Source organism: Streptomyces sp. NPDC058685, from assembly GCF_042714725.1.
GTDB lineage: Bacteria > Actinomycetota > Actinomycetes > Streptomycetales > Streptomycetaceae > Streptomyces.
In genome coordinates this window covers 1-23,579 of the sequence record NZ_JBHXSL010000025.1, presented here as the reverse complement: position 1 = coordinate 23,579, position 23,579 = coordinate 1, and the positions used below count along the sequence as shown (strand labels likewise).

The window sequence follows — 23,579 nt, the reverse complement described above, 5'->3', positions numbered from 1 at the left end:
TTCAGGCGGTCAGTGGTGGCCGTGGCCGCTGCTGATCTCCCTGAACTCCTCGGGCGTCGGCTTGGGGATCTGGCTTTCCTCGCCGTAGTAGGACTTGCTGAGCTTGACCCGCATCCGCTGGGCCGGGGTGACCTTGCGGCGGACCCCGTTCTCGTCCGTCTCCGGGCCGAGCTCCTCGGGCTTGTACTGCTCGTGCGCGGTGAGCGCGTGCAGGTCGCCCTGGCTGAGCGGCTCGTGGACCTCGACGAACTCACCGTGCGGCAGGCGCTTGATGATGCCGGACTCGCGTCCGTGCAGCACCTTGTCCCGGTCGCGGCGCTGAAGCCCCAGACAGATCCGCTTCGTGACGATGAAGGCGATGACCGGTCCGGCGAAGAAGAAGATCCGGACGAACCAGGTGATCGAGTTGATCGACAGATGGAAGTGGGTCGCCCACAGGTCGTTGCCGCCACCGATCAGCAGCACGAAGTAGAGGGTCAGCCACGCCACACCGAAGGCCGTACGGGTCGGGGCGTTGCGCGGGCGGTCCAGGATGTGGTGCTCGCGCTTGTCCCCGGTGACCCAGGACTCGATGAACGGGTAGACCGCGATCGCGACCAGCACCAGCGGGAAGATCACCAGCGGGATGAACACACCCAGGACGAGTGTGTGGCCCCAGGCGTTGATCTCCCAGCCCGGCATCACACGGATCAGACCCTCGGAGAAGCCCATGTACCAGTCGGGCTGCGCGCCGGTGGAGACCTGGTCCGGCCGGTAGGGACCGAGCGCCCAGATCGGGTTGATCGAGGCGACCGCGGCCATCACCGAGATGACACCGAAGACCAGGAAGAAGAAGCCTCCGGCCTTGGCCATGTAGACCGGCAGCAGCGGCATGCCCACGACGTTGTTGTTCGTCCGGCCGGGGCCCGCGAACTGCGTGTGCTTGTGGTAGAAGACCAGGATCAGGTGGCCCACCAGCAGACCGAGCATGATGCCCGGCAGCAGCAGGATGTGGACCGAGTAGAACCTGGCCACGAAGTCGCCGCCGGGGAACTCCCCGCCGAACAGGAACATCGACAGGTACGTGCCGACGACCGGCACGGACAGGACCGCTCCCTGCATGAACCGCACACCGGTACCCGACAACAGGTCGTCCGGCAGCGAGTAACCGGTGAAGCCGGTGAACATGCCGAGGACGAACAGCAGGAAGCCGAACATCCAGTTGACTTCGCGCGGCTTGCGGAACGCGCCCGTGAAGAAGACGCGCATCATGTGCACCAGCATGCCGGCGAGGAACACCAGCGCCGCCCAGTGGTGGATCTGCCGGATCAGCAGACCGCCGCGGACGTCGAAGCTGATGTCCAGGGTCGAGGCGTACGCCTCCGACATCCGCACACCCTGCATCGGGATGTAGCTGCCGTGGTACTCCACCTCGTTCATCGACGGGTGGAAGAACAGCGTCAGATACACACCCGTGAGGATGATGATGATGAAGCTGTAGAGGCAGATCTCACCGAGCATGAAGGACCAGTGGTCCGGGAAGATCTTGCGCATGTTGGCCTTGGCCAGGGAGTAGATCCCCAGCCGGCCGTCCGCCCAGTCGGCAACCTTCTCGCCGGCCGGCGCCTTGCGCTTGGACTCTGCTTTGGTACTCATCCGCGCTCCCAGAAGGCAGGACCGACAGGCTCGTCGAAGTCGCCGAGCGCCTCGAGGTGGCCCTCGGCGTTCACGCCGATCCGCAGCTGCGGAAGGGCGTGACCGGCGGGACCGAAGATGACGCGGGCGCCGTCGGCGAGGTCGAAGGTGGACTGGTGGCACGGGCAGAGCACGTGGTGCGTCTGCTGCTCGTACAGGCTGATCGGGCAGCCGACGTGCGTGCAGATCTTCGAGAAGGCCACGATGCCCTCGTGCGACCACTCGAGCTCGCGCTTGTCCTTGATGTCCTCCGGCTGGATGCGGACGATCATCAGGGCCGCCTTCGCGATCTCCTTCTGGAAATCGTGGCTGTCCTCCTCCAGGCCCTCGGGCATGGCGAAGGTCAGCGAACCGACGGCGACGTCCTCGGGACGCAGCGGCTCATTGGTGTTCATGTTGATGAGCTGCTTGCCCTTGGCCCACAGCGTCGAGCGCAGCTTCTTCTCGGGCAGCGGACCCAGGTCGCGCAGCAGCACCACACCGGAGAGCGGCAGCAGCGTCAGCGCACCGAACATCGTGTTGCGGATGAGCTTGCGCCGGCCGATCGCGGACTCCTTGGCGCCCGCCGCGAAGTCGGCCATGACCTTGGCGCGGACCTCGGGCGTCGCGGCGACGGGGTGCCGCTCGTCGACCATCTCCACGTCCGACATCAGGGTGCGGGCCCAGTGGACCGCGCCCGCGCCGATGCAGAAGAGGGCGACACCGAGCGTCATGCCCAGCGCGAAGTTCAGCGCGCTGATGTGGCCGAGCGGCCAGATGTAGACGATCTCGGTGACCGGGAAGATGACGAACGACGCGATGAACGCGACCGTTGCCAGCATCGACAGCAGGAACAGGAAGGCGACCGTGCGCTCGGAGCGCTTGGCGGCCCTCTCGTCGATGTCCTGGATACGCGGCTTGTGGGCCGGCAGTCCGGGGTCGGCGAAGGGGTCCGCGTCGTGCTTGACGACGGTGGTGCCCTCATGTCCCGCGCCGTGCGCGGCGGCCTGCTCTGCGGGCAGGTTCTCTTCTGGATTCTCTTGGCTACTCATGACTTCTTGGCCTTAGCGGTGTGGGCCGCGACCCAGATGGCGACTGCGATCAGCGCACCCAGACCGAAGATCCAGCCGAACAGTCCCTCACTGACGGGGCCGAGGCCACCCAGGTTGAGGCCGCCGGGGCTCTCGGACTCCTCGCCGTTCACACTCTTGATGTAAGCGATGATGTCCCGCTTCTCCTGCTCCGGCATCGTGGTGTCGGGGAAGGAGGGCATGTTCTGCGGGCCGGTCTGCATGGCCTCGTAGATGTGCTTCGGGCTCACGCCTTCCAGGCTCGGGGCGTACTTGCCGTTGGTCAGCGCACCGCCCTCACCCGTGAAGTTGTGGCACTGGGCGCAGTTGGTGCGGAACAGGTCGCCACCCTTGGCGATATCGGCACCAGCGGGGTTGTACTGCTTCTCGGTCGGCGTGATCGGACCGGCGCCGAGCGAGGCGATGTACGCCGCCAGCTGGTCGATCTCGGCCTGCGAGTAGATGACCTTCTTCTTCGGCACCTGGGCGCCCGGCTGCTGGGCCGGCATACGGCCGGTGCCGACCTGGAAGTCGACGGCTGCGGAGCCCACGCCGACCAGGCTCGGGCCGTCAGAGGTGCCCTGACCGCCGGTACCGTGGCAGCTGGCGCAGCCGACGGTGTAGAGCTTCTTGCCCTCCTCGATGGCGAGGGACTGGGCGGTTTCATCGGCCTGCGCCTTGTCCGCGGGTGCGAACGCGGCGTACAGCCCCCCAGTTGCCGCCAGCGCGAGGAGTAGGACGACGACCGCCGCCAGCGGATGGCGTCGTCGTGCGGAGAGCTTTTTCACGGATTACCCCGGTGTCAGGATCTTCTGCGTCGATGCTTCTGGACTGTGTCTGCTTCAGGCAGCGTGTGCCTGCGCCGTTTACTTGATCATGTAGATCGTGGCGAAGAGGCCGATCCAGACGACATCGACGAAGTGCCAGTAGTAGGACACGACGATGGCGGCGGTTGCCTGCTCGTGGGTGAACCTCCTGGCTGCGTACGTTCTGCCGAGAACCAGCAGGAAGGCAATGAGTCCGCCCGTCACGTGCAGACCGTGGAAGCCGGTGGTCAGGTAGAACACCGAGCCGTACGGGTCCGACGAGAGCGAGAGGCCCTCGTGCTTGACCAGCTCGGTGTACTCGAACACCTGGCCGCCGATGAAGATCGCACCCATCACGAACGTGATCACGAACCAGGAGCGGAGCTTCTTCACGTCACCGCGCTCGGCGGCAAAGACGCCGAGCTGACAGGTGAGGGAGGAGAGCACCAGGATCGTGGTGTTGGTCGCCGAGAACGGGAAGTTCAGGGTCGAAGCCTTCTCCGACCAGAACTCGGCCCCCGTCACCGATCGCAGGGTGAAGTACATCGCGAAGAGGGCCGCGAAGAACATCAGCTCGGAACTCAGCCAGATGATGGTTCCGACGCTGGTGAGGTTCGGTCGATTGACCGACGGGTGCGCGTGCCCGGTTTCTACTGTCGTTGCTGTCGCCACGACCGACATTATGTCGGTCGCTTATCCCGCCCTCACTCCGGGGGGTGCCGTTCGGTGTGTCAGTGGCTCCCGTCCAGCCCGAACGGCCCATCGAAGCGGTGTCCGAACGGCTGTTGACCGGGTGTGGGAACGAGTAGCATCCGGCCCATCGGTTCCTGAGCCGAGCCGCCGTCGAATCGGAGGAAGAATGCAGCCGACCGCCACCGTGCTGGTCTACAGCGACGACGCCAACACCCGCGAGCAGGTGCGGCTGGCGACCGGACGCAGGCCCGCGGCCGACGTTCCGCCGGTCGAGTTCATCGAGTGCGCCACGCTGCCCGCCGTGCTGAAGCAGCTGGACCAGGGCGGCGTCGATGTCTGCGTGCTGGACGGCGAGACGGTTCCCGCGGGCGGTATGGGCGTGTGCCGGCAGATCAAGGACGAGATCTTCGACTGCCCGCCCGTGCTGCTGCTGATCGGCCGCCCGCAGGACGCCTGGCTGGCCACCTGGAGCCGCGCGGAGGCCGCTGTGACCCTTCCGGTGGACCCGGTGGAGTTCGCGGACGCACTGGCGGCCCTGCTGCGCGGCAGGCTGGCCGTGGAGGCCTGACGAGCCTGCCGCGTGCCGGTCAGACCTGGGGACGCAGTCGTGCCGTGTCGACGGGGTTCGTGACGGCCCCGGTGCCACCACCGGCCACCAGGGCGCTGCCCGTGCGCCACTTGTCCCAGTCCAGGTTCCAGTCGCCGAAACCGTTGCCGAACGGGTCCATCTCGTTTCCGGCACTGTTGACGACCTTCACCACGTCGCCCTCGCGGACGGTATTGAAGAACCACTGGGCATTGCTGGTCGACATGCCCGTGCAGCCGTGGCTGACGTTCGCGGCGCCCTGCGATCCGACGGACCACGGGGCGGCGTGCACGTACTCACCGCTCCAGGTGACGCGTGTGGCGTAGTACACAGGCAGGTCGTACGACTCCGAACTGCCCTCGGCGATGCCGATGCTGGTGCCGCGCATCCGGACGAAGTACTCCTTGGCGAGCACGACCTTGATGCCGTTGCGGGTGGAGAAGCCGGGCTTGCCCGTGGTCACCGGAATGGTGTTGATCACTTCTCCGTTGCGCAGGACCGTCATCTGGTGCGAGGCCGCGTCGGTGATGGCCTCGATCCGGTCGCCGATGGTGAGCTTCAGGCCCTTCGAGGAGCCTCCGTAGAGCTTGTTGGAGACCTTGACGCCCTGGAGGTTGCTGGAGGCGCTCACGGTCGCTCCGGAGGGCCAGTACTCCTTCGGGCGGAAGTGCAGCTTCTTGCCGTCGACCCAGTGCCAGGCGCCCTCCACCGAGGGCTGGGAGTCGACCTTGAGCGCACGTTCGACGACTTGCCGGGCGGCCTTGTCCTTGACGGGGAGGCTGAGGTCGGCCGTGATGGGCTGACCGACGCCGTACGTGCCCGCCTTCGGGCCGAACGCGACCGTCAGGAGGCGCTTGGCCGGGGCGGTCTCGAAGGTGAGGGTGCGGCTGCCGGGTGAGCCGTCGGAGTCCTCCGTGGAGACCTTGACGGTGTACTTCGCACCGGCCGAGAGCGGGGCGGTGGAGCGCCAGCGGCTGCCGTCCGCGGAGAGTTCGCCGGCGAGGAAGTGCCCCGAACTGTCGATGACGGTCACATCGGTGATGCGGCCGCTGTCACCCTTGGTGGTGACTTCGAGGGGCTTGTCGGGGTCGACCTTCTTCCCACTGGAGTGGGGCGTGTTGAAGGATATCTGCTCCGCCGCGTCGAACGGTGTGGCGGAGAGCGGGTGGGTGTCGGGTTCGCCGCACGCGGTCGCTACCGCCCCGAGGGACACGACCAGCAAGGTGCAGCTCAGAATGGTGCGAAACCGAGGCGTCTGACTCATAAGCACACGTTATGAACATCAGTCGGTAGCGGCGCGCCGAGAGGCTGCAAATGGGCGGACCCGGGTCCCCCTCGCGAGTGAAGGGGATCCGGGTCCGCCCGTGCGTTGCTGACGCGGTGTTACTGGTTCTGGCTCTCACCGCGGTAGTACTCGAACACCCAGCCGAAGAGTCCGACGAGGATCAGCGGCGCTGAGAAGTACAGCAGCCACCAGCCCATCGCGACGGCGAGGAAGGCGAGCGCGCCACCGACGGCCAGCGAGAGCGGCTGCCAGCTGTGCGGGGAGAAGAACCCCACCTCGCCGGCCTCGTCCGCGACGTCGGCCTCCTTGTTGTCCTGCGCCATCGCGTCGACCCGCCGGGCCGTGAAGGCCAGGTAGAAGCCGATCATGATGCTCAGACCGAAGGCCAGGAAGAGCGCGGTCGTACCGGCCGGATCCTTCGACCACACGCCGTACAGGATGGCGACGGCGAGGATGAAGAAGCTCAGCCACAGGAACATCTTGCCCTGGATCTTCACTTCCCGACCTCCTTGCCGCCGAACATCTTGGTGTCCTTCTGGCCGGCGTTCTCGAGGGTCTCGAGAGCCGCGACCTCAGGGTGGTGGAGGTCGAAGGCCGGGGATTCGGAACGGATCCGCGGCAGGGTGATGAAGTTGTGCCGGGGCGGCGGGCAGGACGTGGCCCATTCGAGTGAACGGCCGTAGCCCCACGGGTCGTCGACCTCGACCTTCTTGCCGTACTTCGCTGTCTTCCACACGTTGTAGAAGAACGGCAGGACCGAGAGGCCCAGGACGAACGAGCTGATCGTGGAGATGGTGTTCAGCGCGGTGAAGCCGTCGGCGGCGAGGTAGTCCGCGTACCGCCGCGGCATGCCCTCGGCGCCCAGCCAGTGCTGCACCAGGAAGGTGCCGTGGAAGCCGATGAACAGCGTCCAGAAGGTCATCTTGCCGAGCCGCTCGTCCAGCATCTTGCCGGTGAACTTCGGCCACCAGAAGTGGAAGCCGGCGAACATCGCGAACACCACGGTGCCGAAGACGACGTAGTGGAAGTGCGCCACGACGAAGTACGAGTCGGAGACGTGGAAGTCCATCGGCGGCGAGGCCAGGATGACGCCGGTCAGACCACCGAAGGTGAAGGTGACCAGGAAGCCGATCGTCCACAGCATCGGCGTCTCGAAGGACAGTGAGCCCTTCCACATCGTGCCGATCCAGTTGAAGAACTTCACACCGGTGGGCACCGCGATCAGGAACGTCATGAACGAGAAGAACGGTAGGAGTACCCCGCCTGTCACGTACATGTGGTGCGCCCAGACCGTCACCGACAGACCGGCGATCGCGATCGTCGCACCGATCAGACCGATGTAGCCGAACATCGGCTTGCGGCTGAAGACCGGGATCACTTCGGAGACGATCCCGAAGAACGGCAGGGCGATGATGTACACCTCTGGATGGCCGAAGAACCAGAAGAGGTGTTGCCACAGGAGCGCGCCGCCGTTGGCCGCGTCGAAGACATGGGCGCCGAACTTGCGGTCCGCCTCCAGCGCGAAGAGCGCGGCGGCGAGCACCGGGAAGGCGAGCAGGACCAGCACACCGGTCAGCAGCACGTTCCAGGTGAAGATCGGCATCCGGAACATCGTCATGCCGGGTGCGCGCATGCAGATGATCGTGGTGATGAAGTTGACCGAGCCGAGGATCGTGCCGAAGCCGGAGAAGGCCAGACCCATGATCCACATGTCGGCGCCGATACCCGGCGAGCGGACGGCGTCCGACAGCGGGGAGTAGGCGAACCAGCCGAAGTCGGCCGCACCGTTCGGCGTGATGAAGCCCGCGACGGCGATGATCGAGCCGAAGAGGTACAGCCAGTACGCGAACATGTTCAGCCGCGGGAACGCCACGTCGGGCGCGCCGATCTGCAACGGCATGATCCAGTTCGCGAAGCCGGCGAACAGCGGCGTCGCGAACATCAGCAGCATGATCGTGCCGTGCATCGTGAACGCCTGGTTGAACTGCTCGTTCGACATGATCTGCGTGCCCGGCCGGGCCAGCTCGGCGCGCATGAAGAGCGCCATCACTCCGCCGATGCAGAAGAAGACGAACGACGTGACCAGGTAGAGCGTGCCGATGGTCTTGTGGTCGGTGGTGGTCAGCCACTTCACCACCACATTGCCGGGCTGCTTGCGCCGTACCGGCAGCTCGTTCTCGTACGAGTCGTCAGCTGCTGCGGCGGCACCCTGGGGTTCGTTGAGGATGCTCACAGTTGGTTCTTCTCCGCATTCCTGGCCGGGTCCGTCTGCTCAATGCCCGACGGGATGTAGCCGGTCTGCCCCTTCTCCGCCAGCTCCTTCAGGTGCTGCTGGTAGCGCTCCGGAGAGACCACCTTGACGTTGAAGAGCATCCGGGAGTGGTCGACGCCGCAGAGCTCGGCGCACTTGCCCATGAAGGTGCCCTCCTGGGTCGGAGTCACCTCGAAGGAGTTGGTGTGGCCGGGGATGACGTCCTGCTTCATCAGGAAGGGAACCACCCAGAAGGAGTGGATCACGTCACGAGAGGTCAGGACGAACCGGACCTTCTCGCCCATGGGCAGCCACAGCGTCGGACCCGGGTTGCCGGTCTGCGGGTTCCGCGTACCGGGGATACCGGCGTCGTAGACACCGCCGGCGTTGGCCGGGAAGTCGTCGCGGAACCTGTCGGGGATGGCCTGCAGGTCCTCGGACGTCTTCGCGTCGCCTTCGGAGCCCGGGACGTTCTCGATGTAGTTGAAGCCCCAGCTCCACTGGTACCCGACCACGTTGACCGTGTGGGCCGGCTTGTCGGCCAGGGAGAGAAGCTTGGACTCATCACGCGCGGTGAAGTAGAAGAGCACCGAGACGATGATGAGCGGAACGACCGTGTACAGGGCCTCGATGGGCATGTTGTACCGGGTCTGCGGAGGAACCTCCACCTTGGTGCGGCTGCGCCGGTGGAAGATGACACTCCACACGATCAGGCCCCACACCAGGACGCCCGTGGCGAGCGCTGCCGCCCACGAGCCCTGCCAGAGGGACAGGATCCGCGGCGCCTCCTCCGTGACCGGGGTGGGCATACCAAGGCGGGGGAAATCCTTGTATGTGCAACCGGTGGCGGTTGCCAGGATCAGGCCCGCAGTCAGCAGCTGCGTCAGCTTCCGCCGCATCGGGCGCCGCGACATGGGGGTACCGCCCGCGCCCCCCAGGGCGTGGGGGAGGTCGGAGCCGTTGGGACTCACGTAGCGCCTTCCCGAGAGTCTCGGCCCGCGCGGCATGCCGCGGCCGTCTCGCTGGTCGGTCGCCGGCCCTGACGCGGGCAGGGGTTTGGATGTTTATGCGGACCAAACCCTACTGGACGCTATTTGGGGTCGCGCGGGGAGGGTGCCCAACGCGCCGTCCGACACCCCGAAGGGATGGAAAGAGTCCGGAATGCCTGCCTCCGGCGGCCATCTGACGCTCCTTCCGGGGCCTGGGGTTAGCGTGGCGACGTGCCCTACTTCGATGCCGCTTCCTCCGCCCCCCTGCACCCGGTTGCCCGCCAGGCCCTGCAGGCCTCCCTGGACGAGGGGTGGGCCGATCCCTCGCGGCTGTACCGCGAGGGGCGGCGGGCCAGACTGCTGCTGGACGCGGCGCGGGAGGCCGCGGCAGAGGCCGTGGGGTGCCGCCCGGACGAGCTCGTGTTCACTCCTTCGGGGACGCGCGCGGTTCACCTCGGGGTTTCCGGGGCGCTCGCGGGCCGTCGGCGTGTCGGACGGCATGTGGTGGTCTCGTCGGTGGAGCACTCCTCCGTTCTGCACGCGGCCGGCGACACGGCGACCGAGGTGCCGGTGGACCGGGCGGGCCGAGTGGACGCCGCGGCGTACGCGGCGGCGCTCCGCGAGGACACCGCGCTGGCCTGTCTGCAGTCCGCCAACCACGAGGTGGGCACGGAACAGCCGGTGGACCGGGTCGCCGAGGTGTGCCGGGCCGCCGGGGTGCCGCTGCTGGTGGACGCCGCCCAGTCGCTCGCGTGGGGGCCGGTCGACGGGGACTGGTCGCTGCTCGCCGCCAGCGCGCACAAGTGGGGTGGTCCCGCGGGGGCCGGGCTGCTCGTCGTGCGCAAGGGCGTCCGGTTCGCTCCCCAGGAGCCCGCCGACGAGCGGGAGTCGGGCCGGTCCGCGGGCTTCGAGAACCTCCCCGCGATCGTCGCGGCTGCCGCCTCGCTGCGGGCGGTACGCGCCGAGGCGGCGGAGGAGGCGGTACGGCTGCGGGCCCTGGTGGACCGTATCCGCGCCCGGGTGCCGGAACTGGTCCCGGATGTCGAGGTGGTGGGCGATCCCGTGCACCGGCTGCCCCACCTCGTCACCTTCTCCTGTCTCTATGTCGACGGGGAGACTCTGCTGCACGAGCTGGACCGGGAGGGCTTCTCGGTCTCCTCGGGGTCCTCGTGCACATCGAGCACCCTGACGCCGAGCCATGTGCTGCGGGCGATGGGGGTGCTGAGCGAGGGCAATGTGCGGGTCTCGCTGCCGCTCGGCACGACCGGGGAGGACGTGGACCGGTTTCTGGAGGTGCTGCCGTCGGTGGTGTCGGCGGTACGGGAACGGCTCGGCGCGCCGACCGCCGCGGAGAGCACCGGGAAGGGGGCGTCCCTCGTGGTGGACGCGCTCGGGAAGCGGTGCCCGATCCCGGTGATCGAGCTGGCGAAGGTGATCGGCGACGTACCCCTGGGCGGCACGGTGACGGTGCTGTCGGACGACGAGGCCGCGCGCCTGGACATCCCGGCGTGGTGTGTGATGCGGGACCAGGAGTACGTGGGCGAGGAAGCGGCGGAACGCGGGGCGGCGTACGTGGTGCGGCGGCTGGTGTAGCGGCGCTTCGGCGGCGGCCGGGGCCGGGCGGGAGCCGGAGCTCTGCCCGGGCTTCGCCGTTCGGGCGCGGCGGCGCGGGTTCCGACGGGCGAGCGGACCGGGCCGGGGCGGTGCGGGTTCCGACGGGCGAGCGGACCGGGCCGGGGCGGGGGCCGGGCGAGCGGACCAGGGCGGCGAGAGGGCCGGGCGAGCGGACCGGGCCGGCGTGGGGGCCGGGTTCCGACGGGCGAGCGGACCGGGCCGGCGTGGGGGCCGGGTTCCGACGGGCGAGCGGACCGGGCCGGCGTGGGGGCCGGGTTCCGACGGGCGAGCGGACCGGGCCGGGGCGGTCCTGTTTCGGCGGGCGCTCCGGAAACCGGTGTTCCGGAAAAACGGCGCTCCCCCCGGACCGCCGTCCGGGGGGAGCTCGACGTACTGACGTACGGGGGGGTGGTTCAGCCCAGGTGGCCGCGGACCTCGGCCGCCGCCTCGTGGCCGTACGCCTTGGTGAAGCGGTCCATGAAGTGCGCCCGCCGCAGCGTGTACTCCTGCGTGCCCAGCGTCTCGATCACCAGCGTCGCGAGCATGCAGCCGACCTGCGCCGCGCGCTCCAGGCCCACGCCCCAGGTCAGGCCCGAGAGGAATCCCGCGCGGAAGGCGTCGCCCACGCCCGTCGGGTCGACCTTGGCCTCCTCCTCGGCGCAGCCGACCTCGATCGGCTCGTGGCCGGCGCGCTCGATGCGCACCCCGTTCGCGCCGAGGGTGGTGACCCGGTGGCCGACGCGGCCGAGGATCTCCTCGTCGGTCCAGCCGGTCTTGGACTCGATGAGTCCCTTCTCGTACTCGTTGGAGAAGAGGTAGGTGGCGCCGTCGAGCAGTATCCGGATCTCGTCACCGTTCATCCGGGCGATCTGCTGCGAGAAGTCGGCCGCGAAGGGGATCTGCCGCGAGCGGCACTCCTCGGTGTGCCGGAGCATGGCCTCCGGGTCGTCCGCGCCGATCAGGACCAGGTCCAGGCCGCCGACCCGGTCCGCGACCGACTTCAGCTCGATCTGGCGGGCCTCGCTCATGGCGCCGGTGTAGAAGGAGCCGATCTGGTTGTGGTCGGCATCGGTGGTGCAGACGAAGCGTGCGGTGTGCAGGACCTCGGAGATCCTGACGGACCCGGTGTCCACGCCATGGCGGTCGAGCCAGGCGCGGTACTCGTCGAAGTCCGATCCGGCCGCTCCGACCAGGATCGGCCTGGTGCCCAGCTGGCCCATGCCGAAGCAGATGTTCGCGCCGACACCGCCCCTGCGCACATCGAGGTTGTCGACCAGGAAGGAGAGGGAGACCGTGTGCAGCTGCTCCGCGACGAGTTGGTCCGCGAAACGGCCGGGGAAGGTCATGAGGTGATCGGTGGCGATGGAACCGGTGACTGCGATTCGCACGGCGATGCGCTCCAGGGGCGGGGGCGGATGACGCTTCACGCTACCGGTTGTCAGGCCGGGGCTGAAGGGCAGAAACTACCCGATAGTAGGTCTTTTTTCGCGGACCTCTCGATGCGTACGGTGCGGATATGACAAAGTCCATCGCCTCCCGCGCGCCGCTCGAGTCCGAGATCTCCCTGGCCCAGCTGCGCGGCGACTGCGCACGGATGGCTCCGCACTGGGTGGTGCCGGCCGCCAAGGCGGCCGCTCCGGTGTCACCGTCACGTATCCATGGTGTCGTGGTACCCGCGTCCTCGGCGCGGCTCCTGGACGCCATGTCCGAATACGGCGACTGAGTCCGGAGCACTCACCGCACGGCCCGTCGAGGGCGTGTGAGTCAACTCCGGGCGCTCCGGGGAACCGTGCGCGCCCCCGCTCCGTCTCATCGGTGCCCCCGTATCCCGGGGACACACGACAAGGAGCGATGCGGTGAGCAGCACGGAGAACACTCACGACAGCTCACGCCGCCGGCGTTCCCCGCTCGCTGTCGCCTCGGTGGCGGCGGCGGTACTGATCGCGGGTGGCGGCAGTGCGTACTTCGCGACGGCCGGCTTCGGCAGCGGCGACGACGGCGCGGACGCCAGAAGCGGCGCGTCCGGCAATGACGCGAAACCGCCGTTGCTCTCGCTGGACACCCCCCGGGACTCCGGCCCCGGAATCGCCCCGGGTGAGCCCGACCCCACGGGCGGCACCGTCTACCGGGCCGAGGGCAAGCTCCCGGACGGCCCGGACGAAGCGGCCGTGCACCGGGCGCGGGGTGCGGTCACCGCCGACGAGGTGACCCGGCTGGCGAAGGCGCTCGGCATCCCGGGCACGCCCCGGCTCGTCGGGCCGGCCTGGAAGATCGGCGCGGACAAGGACGGCTCCGGCGCGATGCTGGAGGTCAACAAGCAGGCGCCGGGCACCTGGACCTTCTCCGCCTTCGGCACCGCGCCGCGCGGAGACAACTGCCTGAAGGGCAAGACCTGTCCGTCCGGCGGCGACGCCGGCACGGGAGCGACCACCCCCGCCGGCAAGCCGGTGAGCGAGGCGGCCGCGAAGAAGGCCGCCGGGCCCGTCCTCGCGGCGCTCGGTCAGAGCGATGCCGCCCTGGACGCACGCCAGTTGATGGGTGCGGTCCGGGTGGTGAACGCCGACCCGAAGGTCGGCGGACTGCCCACCTACGGCTGGACGACGGGCGTGCAGATCGGCGCGGACGGCCAGGTCGTGGGCGGCGGTGGGCAGTTGAAGAAGCCTGCCAAGAGCGCCTCCTACCCGGTGCTCTCCGCCGACGACGCGCTGAAGCAGCTGAACAAGGACGCCCGCGGCGACGGCACGGTCGGTATCGGCGGGTGCGCGACTCCGGCACCGGTGGAGGGTGAGCAGAAGCCGGCGGCCCCGTGCGAGCCGAAGAGCGCGAAGCCTGCCGCGCCGCAGCAACTGGCGATCGGCAAGGCGGTGTTCGGACTGGCCGCGCAGTACGTGGACGGGCAGCAGGCGCTGGTCCCTTCGTGGCTGTTCGCGGTCGAACCGGCCGGCGGCACAAGGACGTTCACGATCGCCCAGCCGGCGGTGGCACCGAAGTATCTGAAGCCCGCCACACCGCCGTCGTCGGCGAAGCCGCCTCAGCAGGACATCGAGCCGACCGCGCCGCCGAAGACACCGGCTCCGCAGTCCGAGCGCCGGGTCCAGTCGTACGCCGTGGACGGACGGACGCTGACGGTCACCTTCTGGGGCGGGGTGTGCAGCGACTACGCGGCGACAGCCGCCGAGAAGGGCGGCGAGGTCACGGTGCGGATCACCGAGTCCAAGCCGAATCCGGACCGGGTCTGCATCGCGATCGCCAAGGAGCTGACGGAGAAGGTCACGCTGGACAAGCCACTGGGCGACCGGAAGGTCCTGGACGCGGACACGGGCAAGGCGGTGCCGCTCCAGGGGCGGTGAGCGCCCCGGCGCGGACACGCGTCCTCGCGGACGTGGTGAGCGTGGCAGGGCGGGCATGACGAAGGCGGCGACCCGGCTGGGTCGCCGCCTTTCGCATGGCTCAGCGGGCCTGGCTCCCAGGGCTCACGCCCAGGGCCGCGCCGGTCCTAGCTGAAGGAGTCGCCGCAGGCGCAGGAGCCGGTCGCGTTCGGGTTGTCGATCGTGAAGCCCTGCTTCTCGATGGTGTCGACGAAGTCGATCGAGGCGCCGCCCAGGTACGGGGCGCTCATCCGGTCGGTGACGACCTTGACGCCGCCGAAGTCCTTGACGACATCGCCGTCGAGCGCACGCTCGTCGAAGAACAGCTGGTACCGCAGGCCGGAGCAGCCACCGGGCTGAACCGCGACGCGCAGCGCCAGGTCCTCCCGGCCTTCCTGGTCGAGCAGGGCCTTGACCTTGGCCGCGGCGGCGTCGGAAAGGAGGATGCCGTCGTTCACGGTGGTGGTCTCGTCCGATACGGACATCTGCTTCATCACTCCCGGGATGGGGTCTCCCCGCCGAGGCAGGGGAAGTACGGAGACTGCTTGCCGACGATTGCAACCGGCGTGGCCGCGGATTCATTCCGGACCGATGGACGTGTCTTGCTCTTTCATGCTCGCACACCGGCGCGCGGGCGGGCACGGGTCCGGGGCGAGGGGGTGCGTCACATCGACGCTATCGGCATCGTCAAAGTGACGTGAAGCAGTTATGATAGATAGCGTCAAACAGACGAGAAGGTCTTCCGGTGCCAGCCCCAGGCTCCACTGGAGCGGCCATCGCCGCGCTCAACGCCCAAGAAGAAAGGGTGCGTGTCGTGACCACCGCCCAAGCCCGTACGGAGCTCGACGTCCAGCCGACGCCGCTCGCCCTGCTGCTGCTCGGCCGAGAGGCCGACCCCCGGAGCGAACGCGGTGTGGAGTGCCCGGGTGACCTGCCCTCCCCGTCCGACCCGGACCTGGTGGAGCGCGCCCGCGCGGCCAAGGAGAAGCTCGGCGAGAAGGTCTTCGTCCTCGGCCACCACTACCAGCGTGACGAGGTCATCCAGTTCGCCGACGTCACCGGCGACTCCTTCAAGCTGGCCAAGGACGCGGCGGCTCGGCCGGAGGCCGAGTACATCGTCTTCTGCGGTGTGCACTTCATGGCCGAGTCCGCGGACATCCTGACCACCGACGACCAGATGGTCGTCCTGCCCGACCTGGCCGCCGGCTGCTCGATGGCCGACATGGCGACGGCGGAGCAGGTCGCGGAGTGCTGGGACGTGCTGACCGAGGCCGGCATCGCCGAGCAGGTCGTGCCCGTCTCGTACATGAACTCCTCCGCGGACATCAAGGCCTTCACCGGCAAGCACGGCGGCACGATCTGCACCTCGTCCAACGCCAAGCGGGCGCTGGACTGGGCGTTCGAGCAGGGGGAGAAGGTGCTGTTCCTCCCCGACCAGCACCTCGGCCGCAACACCGCCGTACGGGACATGGGGATGTCGCTGGAGGACTGCGTCCTCTACAACCCGCACAAGCCGAACGGCGGGCTGACCGCCGAGCAGCTGCGGGACGCCAAGATGATCCTGTGGCGCGGGCACTGCTCCGTGCACGGCCGCTTCTCGCTGGACTCCGTCGAGGACGTCCGCGCGCGGATACCCGGCGTCAACGTCCTGGTGCACCCCGAGTGCAAGCACGAGGTCGTGGCGGCCGCTGACTACGTCGGTTCGACGGAGTACATCATCAAGACGCTGGAGGCGGCTCCGGCCGGTTCCAAGTGGGCCATCGGCACCGAGCTCAACCTGGTCCGCCGGGTCGCGAACGCGCACCCTGACAAGGAGATCGTCTTCCTCGACAAGACGGTCTGCTTCTGCTCGACGATGAACCGCATCGACCTTCCGCACCTGGTCTGGACGCTGGAGTCGCTGGCCGAGGGCAATCTGGTCAACCGGATCCAGGTCGACAAGGAGACGGAGAGCTTCGCGAAGCTGGCGCTGGAGCGGATGCTCGCGCTGCCGTAGGCGGAGCGGACTCCGCGCTGCCGTGAGCGGCGCGGGCTTCGGTGTGGGCCTGCCGCAGGACGGCCGCCGAGGGGGAAGGAGGCGCCCCGGTCACCGCGACCGGGGCGCCTCCGTGCCGTTGCAGATCAGCTCGGTCAGCTCCACCGGGCGGCTCAGCGCGACGAGGTGGCCGCCCGGCAGGTCCTCGACGGGTACGCCCGGCAGGCGCTCCGCGGCGATCCGCAGCTGGAACCCGAGCGGGAAGAACCGGTCGTCGCGGCCCTGGAGGATGCGGGTGGGGACGTCCGGCCAGGCCCGCAGCGGCCAGGGTTCGGCGAACAGCGCCTCCGAGGGGCCGGACGCCTCGCCCGACATCGCCTCGTCGGTGGCGTCCTGGGGCACGTCGTGGAAGAAGTCGACGATCAGGTCGAAGCCGGCGTCCGGGTCGCGCCCCTCCTCCGCCGCGAAGGCACGGGCGGCCTCGTCCCGGCCGGTGTTGTCCCACCACTCCCCCGCGGTCTCACCGGGGGTCGGGATCATCGGGTTGACCAGGATGAGCTGCTGGACGGGGATGCGCTCGCAGACCAGGGGTGCGATGACGGCGGCGAGGGACTGGGCGACCAGGACCGGCCCGTCGTCGCCGGTGTCACGGTCGCCGATCGCGTTCACGACGGCGGTGACATGCTCGGCGAGACCGGCGTCGAGGCCGCTCGGCAGATCCACGGCGACGGCGTCGTGCCCCCGCTCGCGCAGCATCGGCACGACCCGGTGCCAGTACCAGGCGCGGCCGTCGGCACCGGGGATGAGCACATACGTCGTCATGCGGAGCTCCTAGGTCATGTCCGCAGCGCCTGGCAGCAGGCCGGCAGGACCATCGTGGCGTCTGTATACCCTGACCCGCATGTCCACGCTCTTCCTTTCCCCCATGCGGTTCTCGCCACGGGAGATCACCGAGGTGGTGGATCTCTACGCGAGCAACCCGGAGTACTGGAGGGCGGCCGGCGAGTACGACGCCGGGAACATCCCCGCAGGCCGGGTCGAGGCCGATCTGCGGGCGGAGACCGCTGCCGAGGGCGCCGAGATCCTGCTCGCCCGCGACCCGCGGGGCCGGCTCAACGGGATGCTCTGCCTGCTCGACCGCCATCCGGTGGACGGTCTGCCGTGGATCGGCCTGCTGATGATCCACGGGGACCTGCACCGCCGGGGCGTCGGCGGCGCGCTCGCGGACATGGCGGAGCAGCGGTTCTCCGACGACGGCCGCGAGGGCCTGCGGCTGGCCGTGCTGGAGTCCAACGAGCCGGCGCTGCGGTTCTGGGAGTCGCGCGGCTGGCAGGAGTGCGACCGCCGGCCGGACGTCGCGCACGGCCGGCCGTGCGTCGTGCTGCCCAAGTCGCTGAGAGGGTGACGGCCGGCCCGCTCGCGTCCCTCACCCGCGCCTGCCGCCGACCTCTGCCGCGGCCCCGACCTCGACCGCGACCCGACATGACCCCCGCAAACGAACCACCCGGCCCGGGCCCCGCGAGGGCCCGGACCGGGTGGCCGTGGTGAGGTGCTACGCGTTCGCCGGAGCCGGCTCGTCAGAGCCCTTGGCGTCCTTGGCGTCCTTGGCGTCCTCGGCGCCGGGAGCGGGCTCCCCTCCCGACTTCCTCAGGCGCTTCGCCGCCTTCTTCGCCGCGCGACGCTCCTTGCGCAGCTCGACCATCGCGTACAGCGTCGGCACGAGCAGCAGGGTCAGCAGCGTGGAGGTGACCAGGCCGCCGATCACCACGACCGCGAGCGGCTTGGCGATGAAGCCGCCCTCGCCCGTGATGCCGAGGGCCATCGGGAGCAGGGCGAAGATCGTCGCCAGAGCGGTCATCAGGATCGGGCGCAGTCGGTGCCTGCCACCCTCGATGACCGCCTCCACCACTCCCAGGCCCTGGGCCCGGTACTGGTTGATCAGGTCGATCAGCACGATCGCGTTGGTGACCACGATGCCGATGAGCATCAGCATGCCGATCATCGCCGGGACACCCATCGGGGTGCCGGTCAGGATCAGCAGGCCGATCGCGCCGGTCGCCGCGAACGGGATGGACACCAGCAGGATCAGTGGCTGGATCAGCGACCGGAAGGTGGCGACCAGCAGCATGAAGACGATCGCGATCGCGGCCAGCATCGCCAGGCCCAGCGCGGCGAAGGCCTCGTCCTGGTCCTCCGACACACCGCCGATGGAGGCGGTGGCGCCCTCCGGCAGGTCCAGCGAGTTCAGCTTGCTCTGGAGCGAGGCGCTCACCGCACCGGTGTTGTCACCGGTCGGCTTCGCGCTGATCGTCGCGGCCCTGGCCCCGTCGATACGGGTCATGGAGACCGGTCCGGGCACCACGCGGACGTCCGCGATCTGCCCGAGCTTCACCCCGCCGAGGGGCAGGTTCTTCAGCTGCGCCACGGTGGTGGCCGGCTTGGCCGAGGTGATCACGACATCGCGCTCGGTGTCGTCGAGGATCGCCTTGCCGGAGACGGTGCCGCGCACCGCCTGGCCGACGGCCAGACCCAGCGTGGTCTCGTTGAAGCCCGCGTCCGCGGCCTTCCCGTTGGCCTTCACCGAGATACGGGGGATGCTCTGCGCCAGGTCGCTCTGGACGTCGGTGACGTCGTCGAGTCCGGCGACCTCCTTGCGTACCGCCTCGGATGCCTTCTTCAGGACGTCCGCGTCGGCCGCCTTCACCACGACGCTCAGGTCCTGGCTGCCGAAGCCGTCGCCCGCCGCGATCGTGGTGTCACCGATGCCGTCCAGCTTCGCGAGCTCGGCGTCGATGCGGTCGCGGGTCTTCTCGTACGAGGCCGCGTCCTTGAGCGTCAGCTGGTAGGAGGCCTGGTTGGCGCCCGTGCCGCCGCCGAAGGCCGCCATGAAGCCGGAGGAACCGACGGTGACCTGGTAGTTCTTGATATCGTCCAGGCCGTCGAGGACCTTCTCGACCTTCTTCGCCGACGCGTCGGCCGCGTCCAGGCCGGTGCCGACCGGCAGCTCCTGCTTGATCGACATGACCTCCTGCTCACCCTGGTCGAAGAAGTTGGTCTTGAGCAGCCCGGCCATGCCGAAGGTGCCGAAGAGGATGACGACCGCGAGCACGATGCTGGTGATGCGGCGACGGGTCGCGAAGCGCAGCACGGGCACGTACATCCGCTGGAGCGGGCTGCGCTCCTCCTTCTCCTCGGCCACCCGGCGCGCCTCGTCCGGGTCCATGCCCCGGACGGCCTTCGGCGCGCGCAGGAACCAGAACGACAGGACGGGGACGACGGTCAGGGAGACCAGGAGGGAGGCGAGCAGGGCCGCCGTGATGGTGAGGCTGAACGAGCCGAACAGCTCGCCGACCATGCCGCCGACGAGTCCGATCGGCAGGAAGACGGCGACGGTGGTCAGCGTGGAGGAGGTGACCGCGCCGGCGACCTCCTTGACGGCCGTGATGATCGCGGCCTGCCGCTCCTCGCCGTAGCCGAGATGCCGCTTGATGTTCTCCAGGACCACGATCGAGTCGTCGACGACGCGGCCGATCGCGATGGTCAGCGCGCCGAGGGTGAGCATGTTCAGCGACAGGTCACGGGTCCACAGCACGATCAGCGCCAGGACGACCGAGAGCGGGATGGACACCGCGGTGACCAGGGTCGAGCGCAGCGAGGCGAGGAAGACCAGGATCACGATGACCGCGAAGACGAGGCCGAGCGCGCCCTCGGTGGTCAGACCCGAGATCGACTTGGAGACGGCGGGGCCCTGGTCGGAGACGACCGTGAGCTCGGCGCCGCTGCCGAGGTCCTTGCGCAGCTCGGGCAGCTTCTCCTGGACCGCGTCGGAGATGGCGACGGCGCTGCCGTCGTTGTCCATCGTGGCGAGGACGGCGAGGCTGGGCTTGCCGTTCGTCCGGGTCAGCGAGACGGCCGTGGCCGGGGTCTGCTTCACCGTGGCGATGTCGCCGAGGCGCACCGGCTTGCCCTTGGCGGGCGGCGCCGGGGCGATCCGCAGGTCCTCGATCTGCTTCAGCGTGGTGTAACCGCCGCCTGCCTGGACCGTGAGGCTCTTGCCGTCCTCGTTGAACGACCCGGCCGGCAGGGTGGCTCCGCCCGCCTTGAGCGCCTCGGAGAGGCTCATCGTGTTGAGGCCCGCGGCCGCGAGCTTGCGGTCGTCGGGCGTGACGGAGACCTGGAGGTCCTGGACGCCGTCGATGGAGACCTGGCCGACGCCCTCGATGTCCTCGATCGCCGGGACGACCGTCCGCTCCAGCTGGTCGGCGAGTGCCTGCTGGTCCTTCTGCGAGGTGACGGCGAGCACGACGGTCGGGATGTCGTCCGTGGAGCCGGCGACGACCTGCGGGTCGACATCGTCCGGGAGCTGGGTGCGCGCCCGGTTCACGGCCTGCTGGACGTCGGCGACGAGCTGCTTGGTGCCGTCCCCGTACTCGAAGCTGGCCATGATCACGGCGTTGCCCTCGCTCGCCGTGGACGTGATCCCCTTGATGCCGTCGACGGCCTTGATGGAGCTCTCGAGCGGTTCGACGACCTGCTTCTCGACCACATCGGGGGACGCGCCCTGGTACGGAGCGAGCACCGACACCATCGGCAGTTCGATGGAGGGCAGCAGCTGCTGCTTGAGCTGCGGGATGGCGATCGCCCCGAAGACGATTGCGACGATCGACATCAGACCGATCAGGGCCCGTTGCGACAGGCTGAATCTCGACAGCCAGGACATGGGGTCTCTCTTCTGTGGCGTGCGTGGCAGGAGGACTTCGCGGGCACGGTCGACTGCCCGTTTATACGATCAGCCATCCGGGAGGGCACACCCGTAGGCCCCAGGTCCCGTTCCTTATCTCGCGCATACCGCAGCTGGAGTACGCGGACGATCCGCTTCACTCCACCCTTGGACGGACCAGGCCCGATTCGTAGGCGATGACGACGAGCTGGGCGCGGTCGCGGGCGCCGAGCTTGGCCATGGCCCGGTTCACGTGCGTTTTCACGGTCAGCGGGCTGACGGCGAGACGGGTGGCGATCTCGTCGTTGGAGTGGCCACCGCCGACCAGGACGAGGACCTCGCGCTCCCGCACGGTGAGGGCCGTGAGCCGCTCCGAGTACGCCTCGGACTCCGGGCCGTCGTCCGAAGGGCCGCCCTGCGCCAGGAACTTGGCGATCAGGCCCTTGGTCGCGACGGGCGAGAGCAGTGCCTCACCGGCCGCGGCGATTCGGATGGCATTGAGCAGTTCGTCCGGTTCGGCGCCCTTGCCGAGGAAGCCGGAGGCGCCGGCCCGCAGCGACTGCACGACGTACTCGTCCACCTCGAAGGTGGTCAGCATGACGACCCGTACGTGCGACAGGCCCGGGTCCGCGCTGATCATGCGGGTCGCCGCGAGACCGTCCGTGCCGGGCATCCGGATGTCCATCAGGACGACATCGGCCTTCTCCGACCGGGCGAGCGTGACCGCCTCGGCGCCGTCGGCGGCCTCCCCGACGACCAGCATGTCGGGCTCGGAGTCCACGAGCACCCGGAACGCGCTGCGCAGCAGGGTCTGGTCGTCGGCCAGCAGCACCCTGATCGTCATGTGTCCTCCCCCGTGCGGGCCTTGAAGGGCAGTATCGCCTGGACACGGAATCCGCCGCCGTAGCGGGGGCCCGCGCTGAGCGCACCGCCGAGTGCGGTGACCCGCTCGCGCATGCCGAGCAGACCGTGGCCGCCGCCGTCCGTGCGGCCGCCGGGCTCGTTGCCGTTGTCCAGCACCGTGACCTCCAGCGTCGGGCCGACACGGATGACGCTCACCTCGGCCTTGGCGTCCGGGCCCGCGTGCTTCTGCACATTGGTCAGCGCCTCCTGGATGATCCGGTACGCGGCGAGGTCGACGGCCGCGGGTGCCCGGTCGCCGTCGTCGGCGCGGGCGACCTCGACCGGGAGGCCCGCCTGCCGGAAGGTGGTGACCAGCTCGTCCAGCACATCGAGCCCCGGCGCGGGCTCGGTGGGCGCCTCCGGGTCGCCGGACTGGCGCAGCAGGCCGACGGTGGCGCGCAGCTCGTTGAGGGCCGAGCGGCTGGCCTCGCGCACATGCGCGAGCGCTTCCCTGGCCTGGTCGGGGCGCTTGTCCATGACATGCGCCGCGACACCGGCCTGCACATTGACCAGGGCGATGTGGTGCGCGACCACGTCGTGGAGGTCGCGCGCGATCCGCAGCCGCTCCTCGGCGACCCGGCGGCGGGCCTCCTCCTCGCGCGTCCGCTCGGCGCGCTCGGCCCGTTCCCGTATGGCGTCGACGAAGGCGCGGCGGCTGCGCACGGCGTCACCGGCGGCGGCCGCCATGCCGGTCCAGGCGAAGATGCCGACGTTCTCCTGCGTGTACCAGGGCGTCGAGCCGAACAGCATGGCCGAGCCGGTGAGCACCCCCATGGTGAGCAGGCCGACCCGCCAGGTCGTGGGGCGGTCGGTGCGGGACGCGACGGTGTAGAGGGCGATCACGGCGCTCATCGCGACGGGGGCCGCGGGGTCCCCGAGGACGAGTTCGACGACGGACACCGCGGCGGTGAAGATCAGGACGCCCATGGAGTTGCGGCGGCGGAAGACCAGTGCGGCGGAGACCAGCACCATGAGCACCACGCTGCGCACCTCGGGGGTGCGGCCGCCGAACTTCGGCCCGTGCTCCCCGTTCGGGTCGGCGAACGAGCCGACGACCATGCACACCAGCACCGCGGCGGCCAGCGCTCCGTCGAACGCCAGAGGGTGCTCGCGGAGCCAGCGCTGGGTGCGGGCGAACCCGGTGGCGAGTGAGGTCACGTCAGGCAACGTTACGGCCCCTTGCGCGGGCGGCGTACGCCCCGGTGGGGCGGAGGGCCGAGGAGGGGCGCGGACGCGGTGTCGCGGCGGGGCGGCCGGGCGGCACGGCGGCGACCCCTCGGAGGCGCCGGCGCGGTTTCCAGCGTGACAGCGGGCGGTCCGTCCTACGGCAGGGCACGACAGCGGGGAGCCGGACGGTGCGAGAGCGGCGGTGGCCTGCCTTACGGCGGCGGGCGGTCCTTCTTCGGTACGGCACGACAGCGGGGAGCCCCACTACAGGGGGATGCACGGGTGTCCGAAGGCCCCGGCGGCGTTCCGCGCGGCAAGGGCCGGTCACGGCATCGGGCGGGGCACGCGGGCAGCCCAGCAGCGACCTCCCGCGAAGCGGTAGCAGCCCCGGCGCGCAGCGGCCGGCCCCCCGCGGCACCGCGCCCGGCCGGCCGGCGGGCCTACCGCACCCCCGCCGCGGGACGCGCAAACGGCGCTGCCCCGCCCCGGGGACCCGGGG

General features: G+C 69.4%; 20 protein-coding genes. 6 read left to right on the top strand and 14 right to left on the bottom strand.

What is annotated here, in order from left to right:
* Nucleotides 1-9: 9 nt before the first annotated feature.
* The 4 genes from ACFWU3_RS20725 to ACFWU3_RS20710 form a co-directional block, all read right to left on the bottom strand.
* A complete protein-coding gene (locus tag ACFWU3_RS20725) occupies nt 10-1,635 on the bottom strand; it encodes a cytochrome bc complex cytochrome b subunit (protein ID WP_384439392.1) in 1,626 nt (541 codons plus the stop codon).
* Nucleotides 1,632-2,705: a Rieske 2Fe-2S domain-containing protein gene (locus ACFWU3_RS20720; protein ID WP_384439389.1), complete on the bottom strand. Its 1,074-nt coding sequence runs from the start codon at nt 2,703-2,705 to the stop codon at nt 1,632-1,634. Before ACFWU3_RS20720 ends, ACFWU3_RS20725 begins: the two co-directional genes overlap by 4 nt.
* Nucleotides 2,702-3,511 carry a c-type cytochrome gene (locus ACFWU3_RS20715; RefSeq protein ID WP_384439386.1) on the bottom strand — a complete coding sequence of 270 codons (810 nt, stop codon included), beginning with the start codon at nt 3,509-3,511 and terminating at the stop codon, nt 2,702-2,704. Before ACFWU3_RS20715 ends, ACFWU3_RS20720 begins: the two co-directional genes overlap by 4 nt.
* A 78-nt stretch (nt 3,512-3,589) precedes the next feature.
* Nucleotides 3,590-4,210, bottom strand: a complete 621-nt coding sequence (locus ACFWU3_RS20710; protein WP_313946806.1) for a heme-copper oxidase subunit III — start codon at nt 4,208-4,210, stop codon at nt 3,590-3,592.
* Between the two features lie 178 nt (nt 4,211-4,388).
* Between ACFWU3_RS20710 and ACFWU3_RS20705 the strand changes: the two genes are divergently transcribed.
* Nucleotides 4,389-4,790: a hypothetical protein gene (locus ACFWU3_RS20705; protein WP_384439383.1), complete on the top strand. Its 402-nt coding sequence runs from the start codon at nt 4,389-4,391 to the stop codon at nt 4,788-4,790.
* Nucleotides 4,791-4,809: 19 nt separating this feature from the next.
* Here ACFWU3_RS20705 and ACFWU3_RS20700 read toward each other — a convergent pair whose 3' ends face one another.
* The 4 genes from ACFWU3_RS20700 to coxB all read right to left on the bottom strand — a co-directional run bounded on the left by ACFWU3_RS20700 (nt 4,810) and on the right by coxB (nt 9,315).
* Complete coding sequence (locus ACFWU3_RS20700) at nt 4,810-6,072, bottom strand: Ig-like domain-containing protein (RefSeq protein ID WP_384439380.1); 1,263 nt, start codon at nt 6,070-6,072, stop codon at nt 4,810-4,812.
* A 119-nt stretch (nt 6,073-6,191) separates the two neighbouring features.
* Entirely contained in the window at nt 6,192-6,590 is a 399-nt protein-coding gene (locus ACFWU3_RS20695; protein ID WP_313946803.1) for a cytochrome c oxidase subunit 4, read from the bottom strand.
* Nucleotides 6,587-8,326, bottom strand: coding sequence for a cytochrome c oxidase subunit I (gene ctaD, locus ACFWU3_RS20690; RefSeq protein ID WP_313946802.1), 1,740 nt, complete (start codon nt 8,324-8,326; stop codon nt 6,587-6,589). Before ctaD ends, ACFWU3_RS20695 begins: the two co-directional genes overlap by 4 nt.
* A complete protein-coding gene (coxB, locus tag ACFWU3_RS20685) occupies nt 8,323-9,315 on the bottom strand; it encodes a cytochrome c oxidase subunit II (protein WP_384439376.1) in 993 nt (330 codons plus the stop codon). Before coxB ends, ctaD begins: the two co-directional genes overlap by 4 nt.
* 249 nt (nt 9,316-9,564) lie before the next feature.
* On the opposite strand from coxB, the gene ACFWU3_RS20680 reads away from it, so the two are divergent.
* Nucleotides 9,565-10,926, top strand: coding sequence for a cysteine desulfurase/sulfurtransferase TusA family protein (locus ACFWU3_RS20680; RefSeq protein ID WP_384439373.1), 1,362 nt, complete (start codon nt 9,565-9,567; stop codon nt 10,924-10,926).
* A gap of 434 nt (nt 10,927-11,360) precedes the next feature.
* Here ACFWU3_RS20680 and ACFWU3_RS20675 read toward each other — a convergent pair whose 3' ends face one another.
* The gene (locus ACFWU3_RS20675) at nt 11,361-12,335 is read right to left on the bottom strand and encodes a carbohydrate kinase family protein (protein ID WP_384439370.1); all 975 of its coding nucleotides are present in this window, start codon (nt 12,333-12,335) and stop codon (nt 11,361-11,363) included.
* A 128-nt stretch (nt 12,336-12,463) separates the two neighbouring features.
* On the opposite strand from ACFWU3_RS20675, the gene ACFWU3_RS20670 reads away from it, so the two are divergent.
* The gene (locus ACFWU3_RS20670) at nt 12,464-12,670 is read left to right on the top strand and encodes a hypothetical protein (RefSeq protein ID WP_384439366.1); all 207 of its coding nucleotides are present in this window, start codon (nt 12,464-12,466) and stop codon (nt 12,668-12,670) included.
* A gap of 133 nt (nt 12,671-12,803) precedes the next feature.
* Nucleotides 12,804-14,297, top strand: a complete 1,494-nt coding sequence (locus tag ACFWU3_RS20665) for a hypothetical protein (RefSeq protein ID WP_384439363.1) — start codon at nt 12,804-12,806, stop codon at nt 14,295-14,297.
* A gap of 146 nt (nt 14,298-14,443) precedes the next feature.
* Here ACFWU3_RS20665 and ACFWU3_RS20660 read toward each other — a convergent pair whose 3' ends face one another.
* Complete coding sequence (locus tag ACFWU3_RS20660) at nt 14,444-14,800, bottom strand: iron-sulfur cluster assembly accessory protein (protein ID WP_384439360.1); 357 nt, start codon at nt 14,798-14,800, stop codon at nt 14,444-14,446.
* Between the two features lie 329 nt (nt 14,801-15,129).
* Between ACFWU3_RS20660 and nadA the strand changes: the two genes are divergently transcribed.
* Complete coding sequence (gene nadA / locus ACFWU3_RS20655; protein WP_313946796.1) at nt 15,130-16,311, top strand: quinolinate synthase NadA; 1,182 nt, start codon at nt 15,130-15,132, stop codon at nt 16,309-16,311.
* A gap of 90 nt (nt 16,312-16,401) precedes the next feature.
* Here nadA and ACFWU3_RS20650 read toward each other — a convergent pair whose 3' ends face one another.
* Nucleotides 16,402-17,112 (bottom strand): alpha/beta fold hydrolase, encoded by a 711-nt coding sequence (locus ACFWU3_RS20650; RefSeq protein WP_384439356.1) that lies wholly within the window; start codon nt 17,110-17,112, stop codon nt 16,402-16,404.
* Nucleotides 17,113-17,191: 79 nt separating this feature from the next.
* Here ACFWU3_RS20650 and ACFWU3_RS20645 point away from each other — a divergent pair, with 79 nt between their 5' ends.
* Nucleotides 17,192-17,695 (top strand): GNAT family N-acetyltransferase, encoded by a 504-nt coding sequence (locus tag ACFWU3_RS20645; RefSeq protein WP_384439353.1) that lies wholly within the window; start codon nt 17,192-17,194, stop codon nt 17,693-17,695.
* Between the two features lie 147 nt (nt 17,696-17,842).
* Here the strand turns inward: ACFWU3_RS20645 and ACFWU3_RS20640 are convergent, their stop codons facing one another.
* The 3 genes from ACFWU3_RS20640 to ACFWU3_RS20630 form a co-directional block, all read right to left on the bottom strand.
* Nucleotides 17,843-21,010: an efflux RND transporter permease subunit gene (locus ACFWU3_RS20640; RefSeq protein WP_384439350.1), complete on the bottom strand. Its 3,168-nt coding sequence runs from the start codon at nt 21,008-21,010 to the stop codon at nt 17,843-17,845.
* A gap of 157 nt (nt 21,011-21,167) precedes the next feature.
* Complete coding sequence (locus ACFWU3_RS20635; protein ID WP_384439347.1) at nt 21,168-21,854, bottom strand: response regulator; 687 nt, start codon at nt 21,852-21,854, stop codon at nt 21,168-21,170.
* The gene (locus ACFWU3_RS20630; RefSeq protein ID WP_384439344.1) at nt 21,851-23,071 is read right to left on the bottom strand and encodes a sensor histidine kinase; all 1,221 of its coding nucleotides are present in this window, start codon (nt 23,069-23,071) and stop codon (nt 21,851-21,853) included. Before ACFWU3_RS20630 ends, ACFWU3_RS20635 begins: the two co-directional genes overlap by 4 nt.
* Between the last annotated feature and the right edge of the window lie 508 nt (nt 23,072-23,579).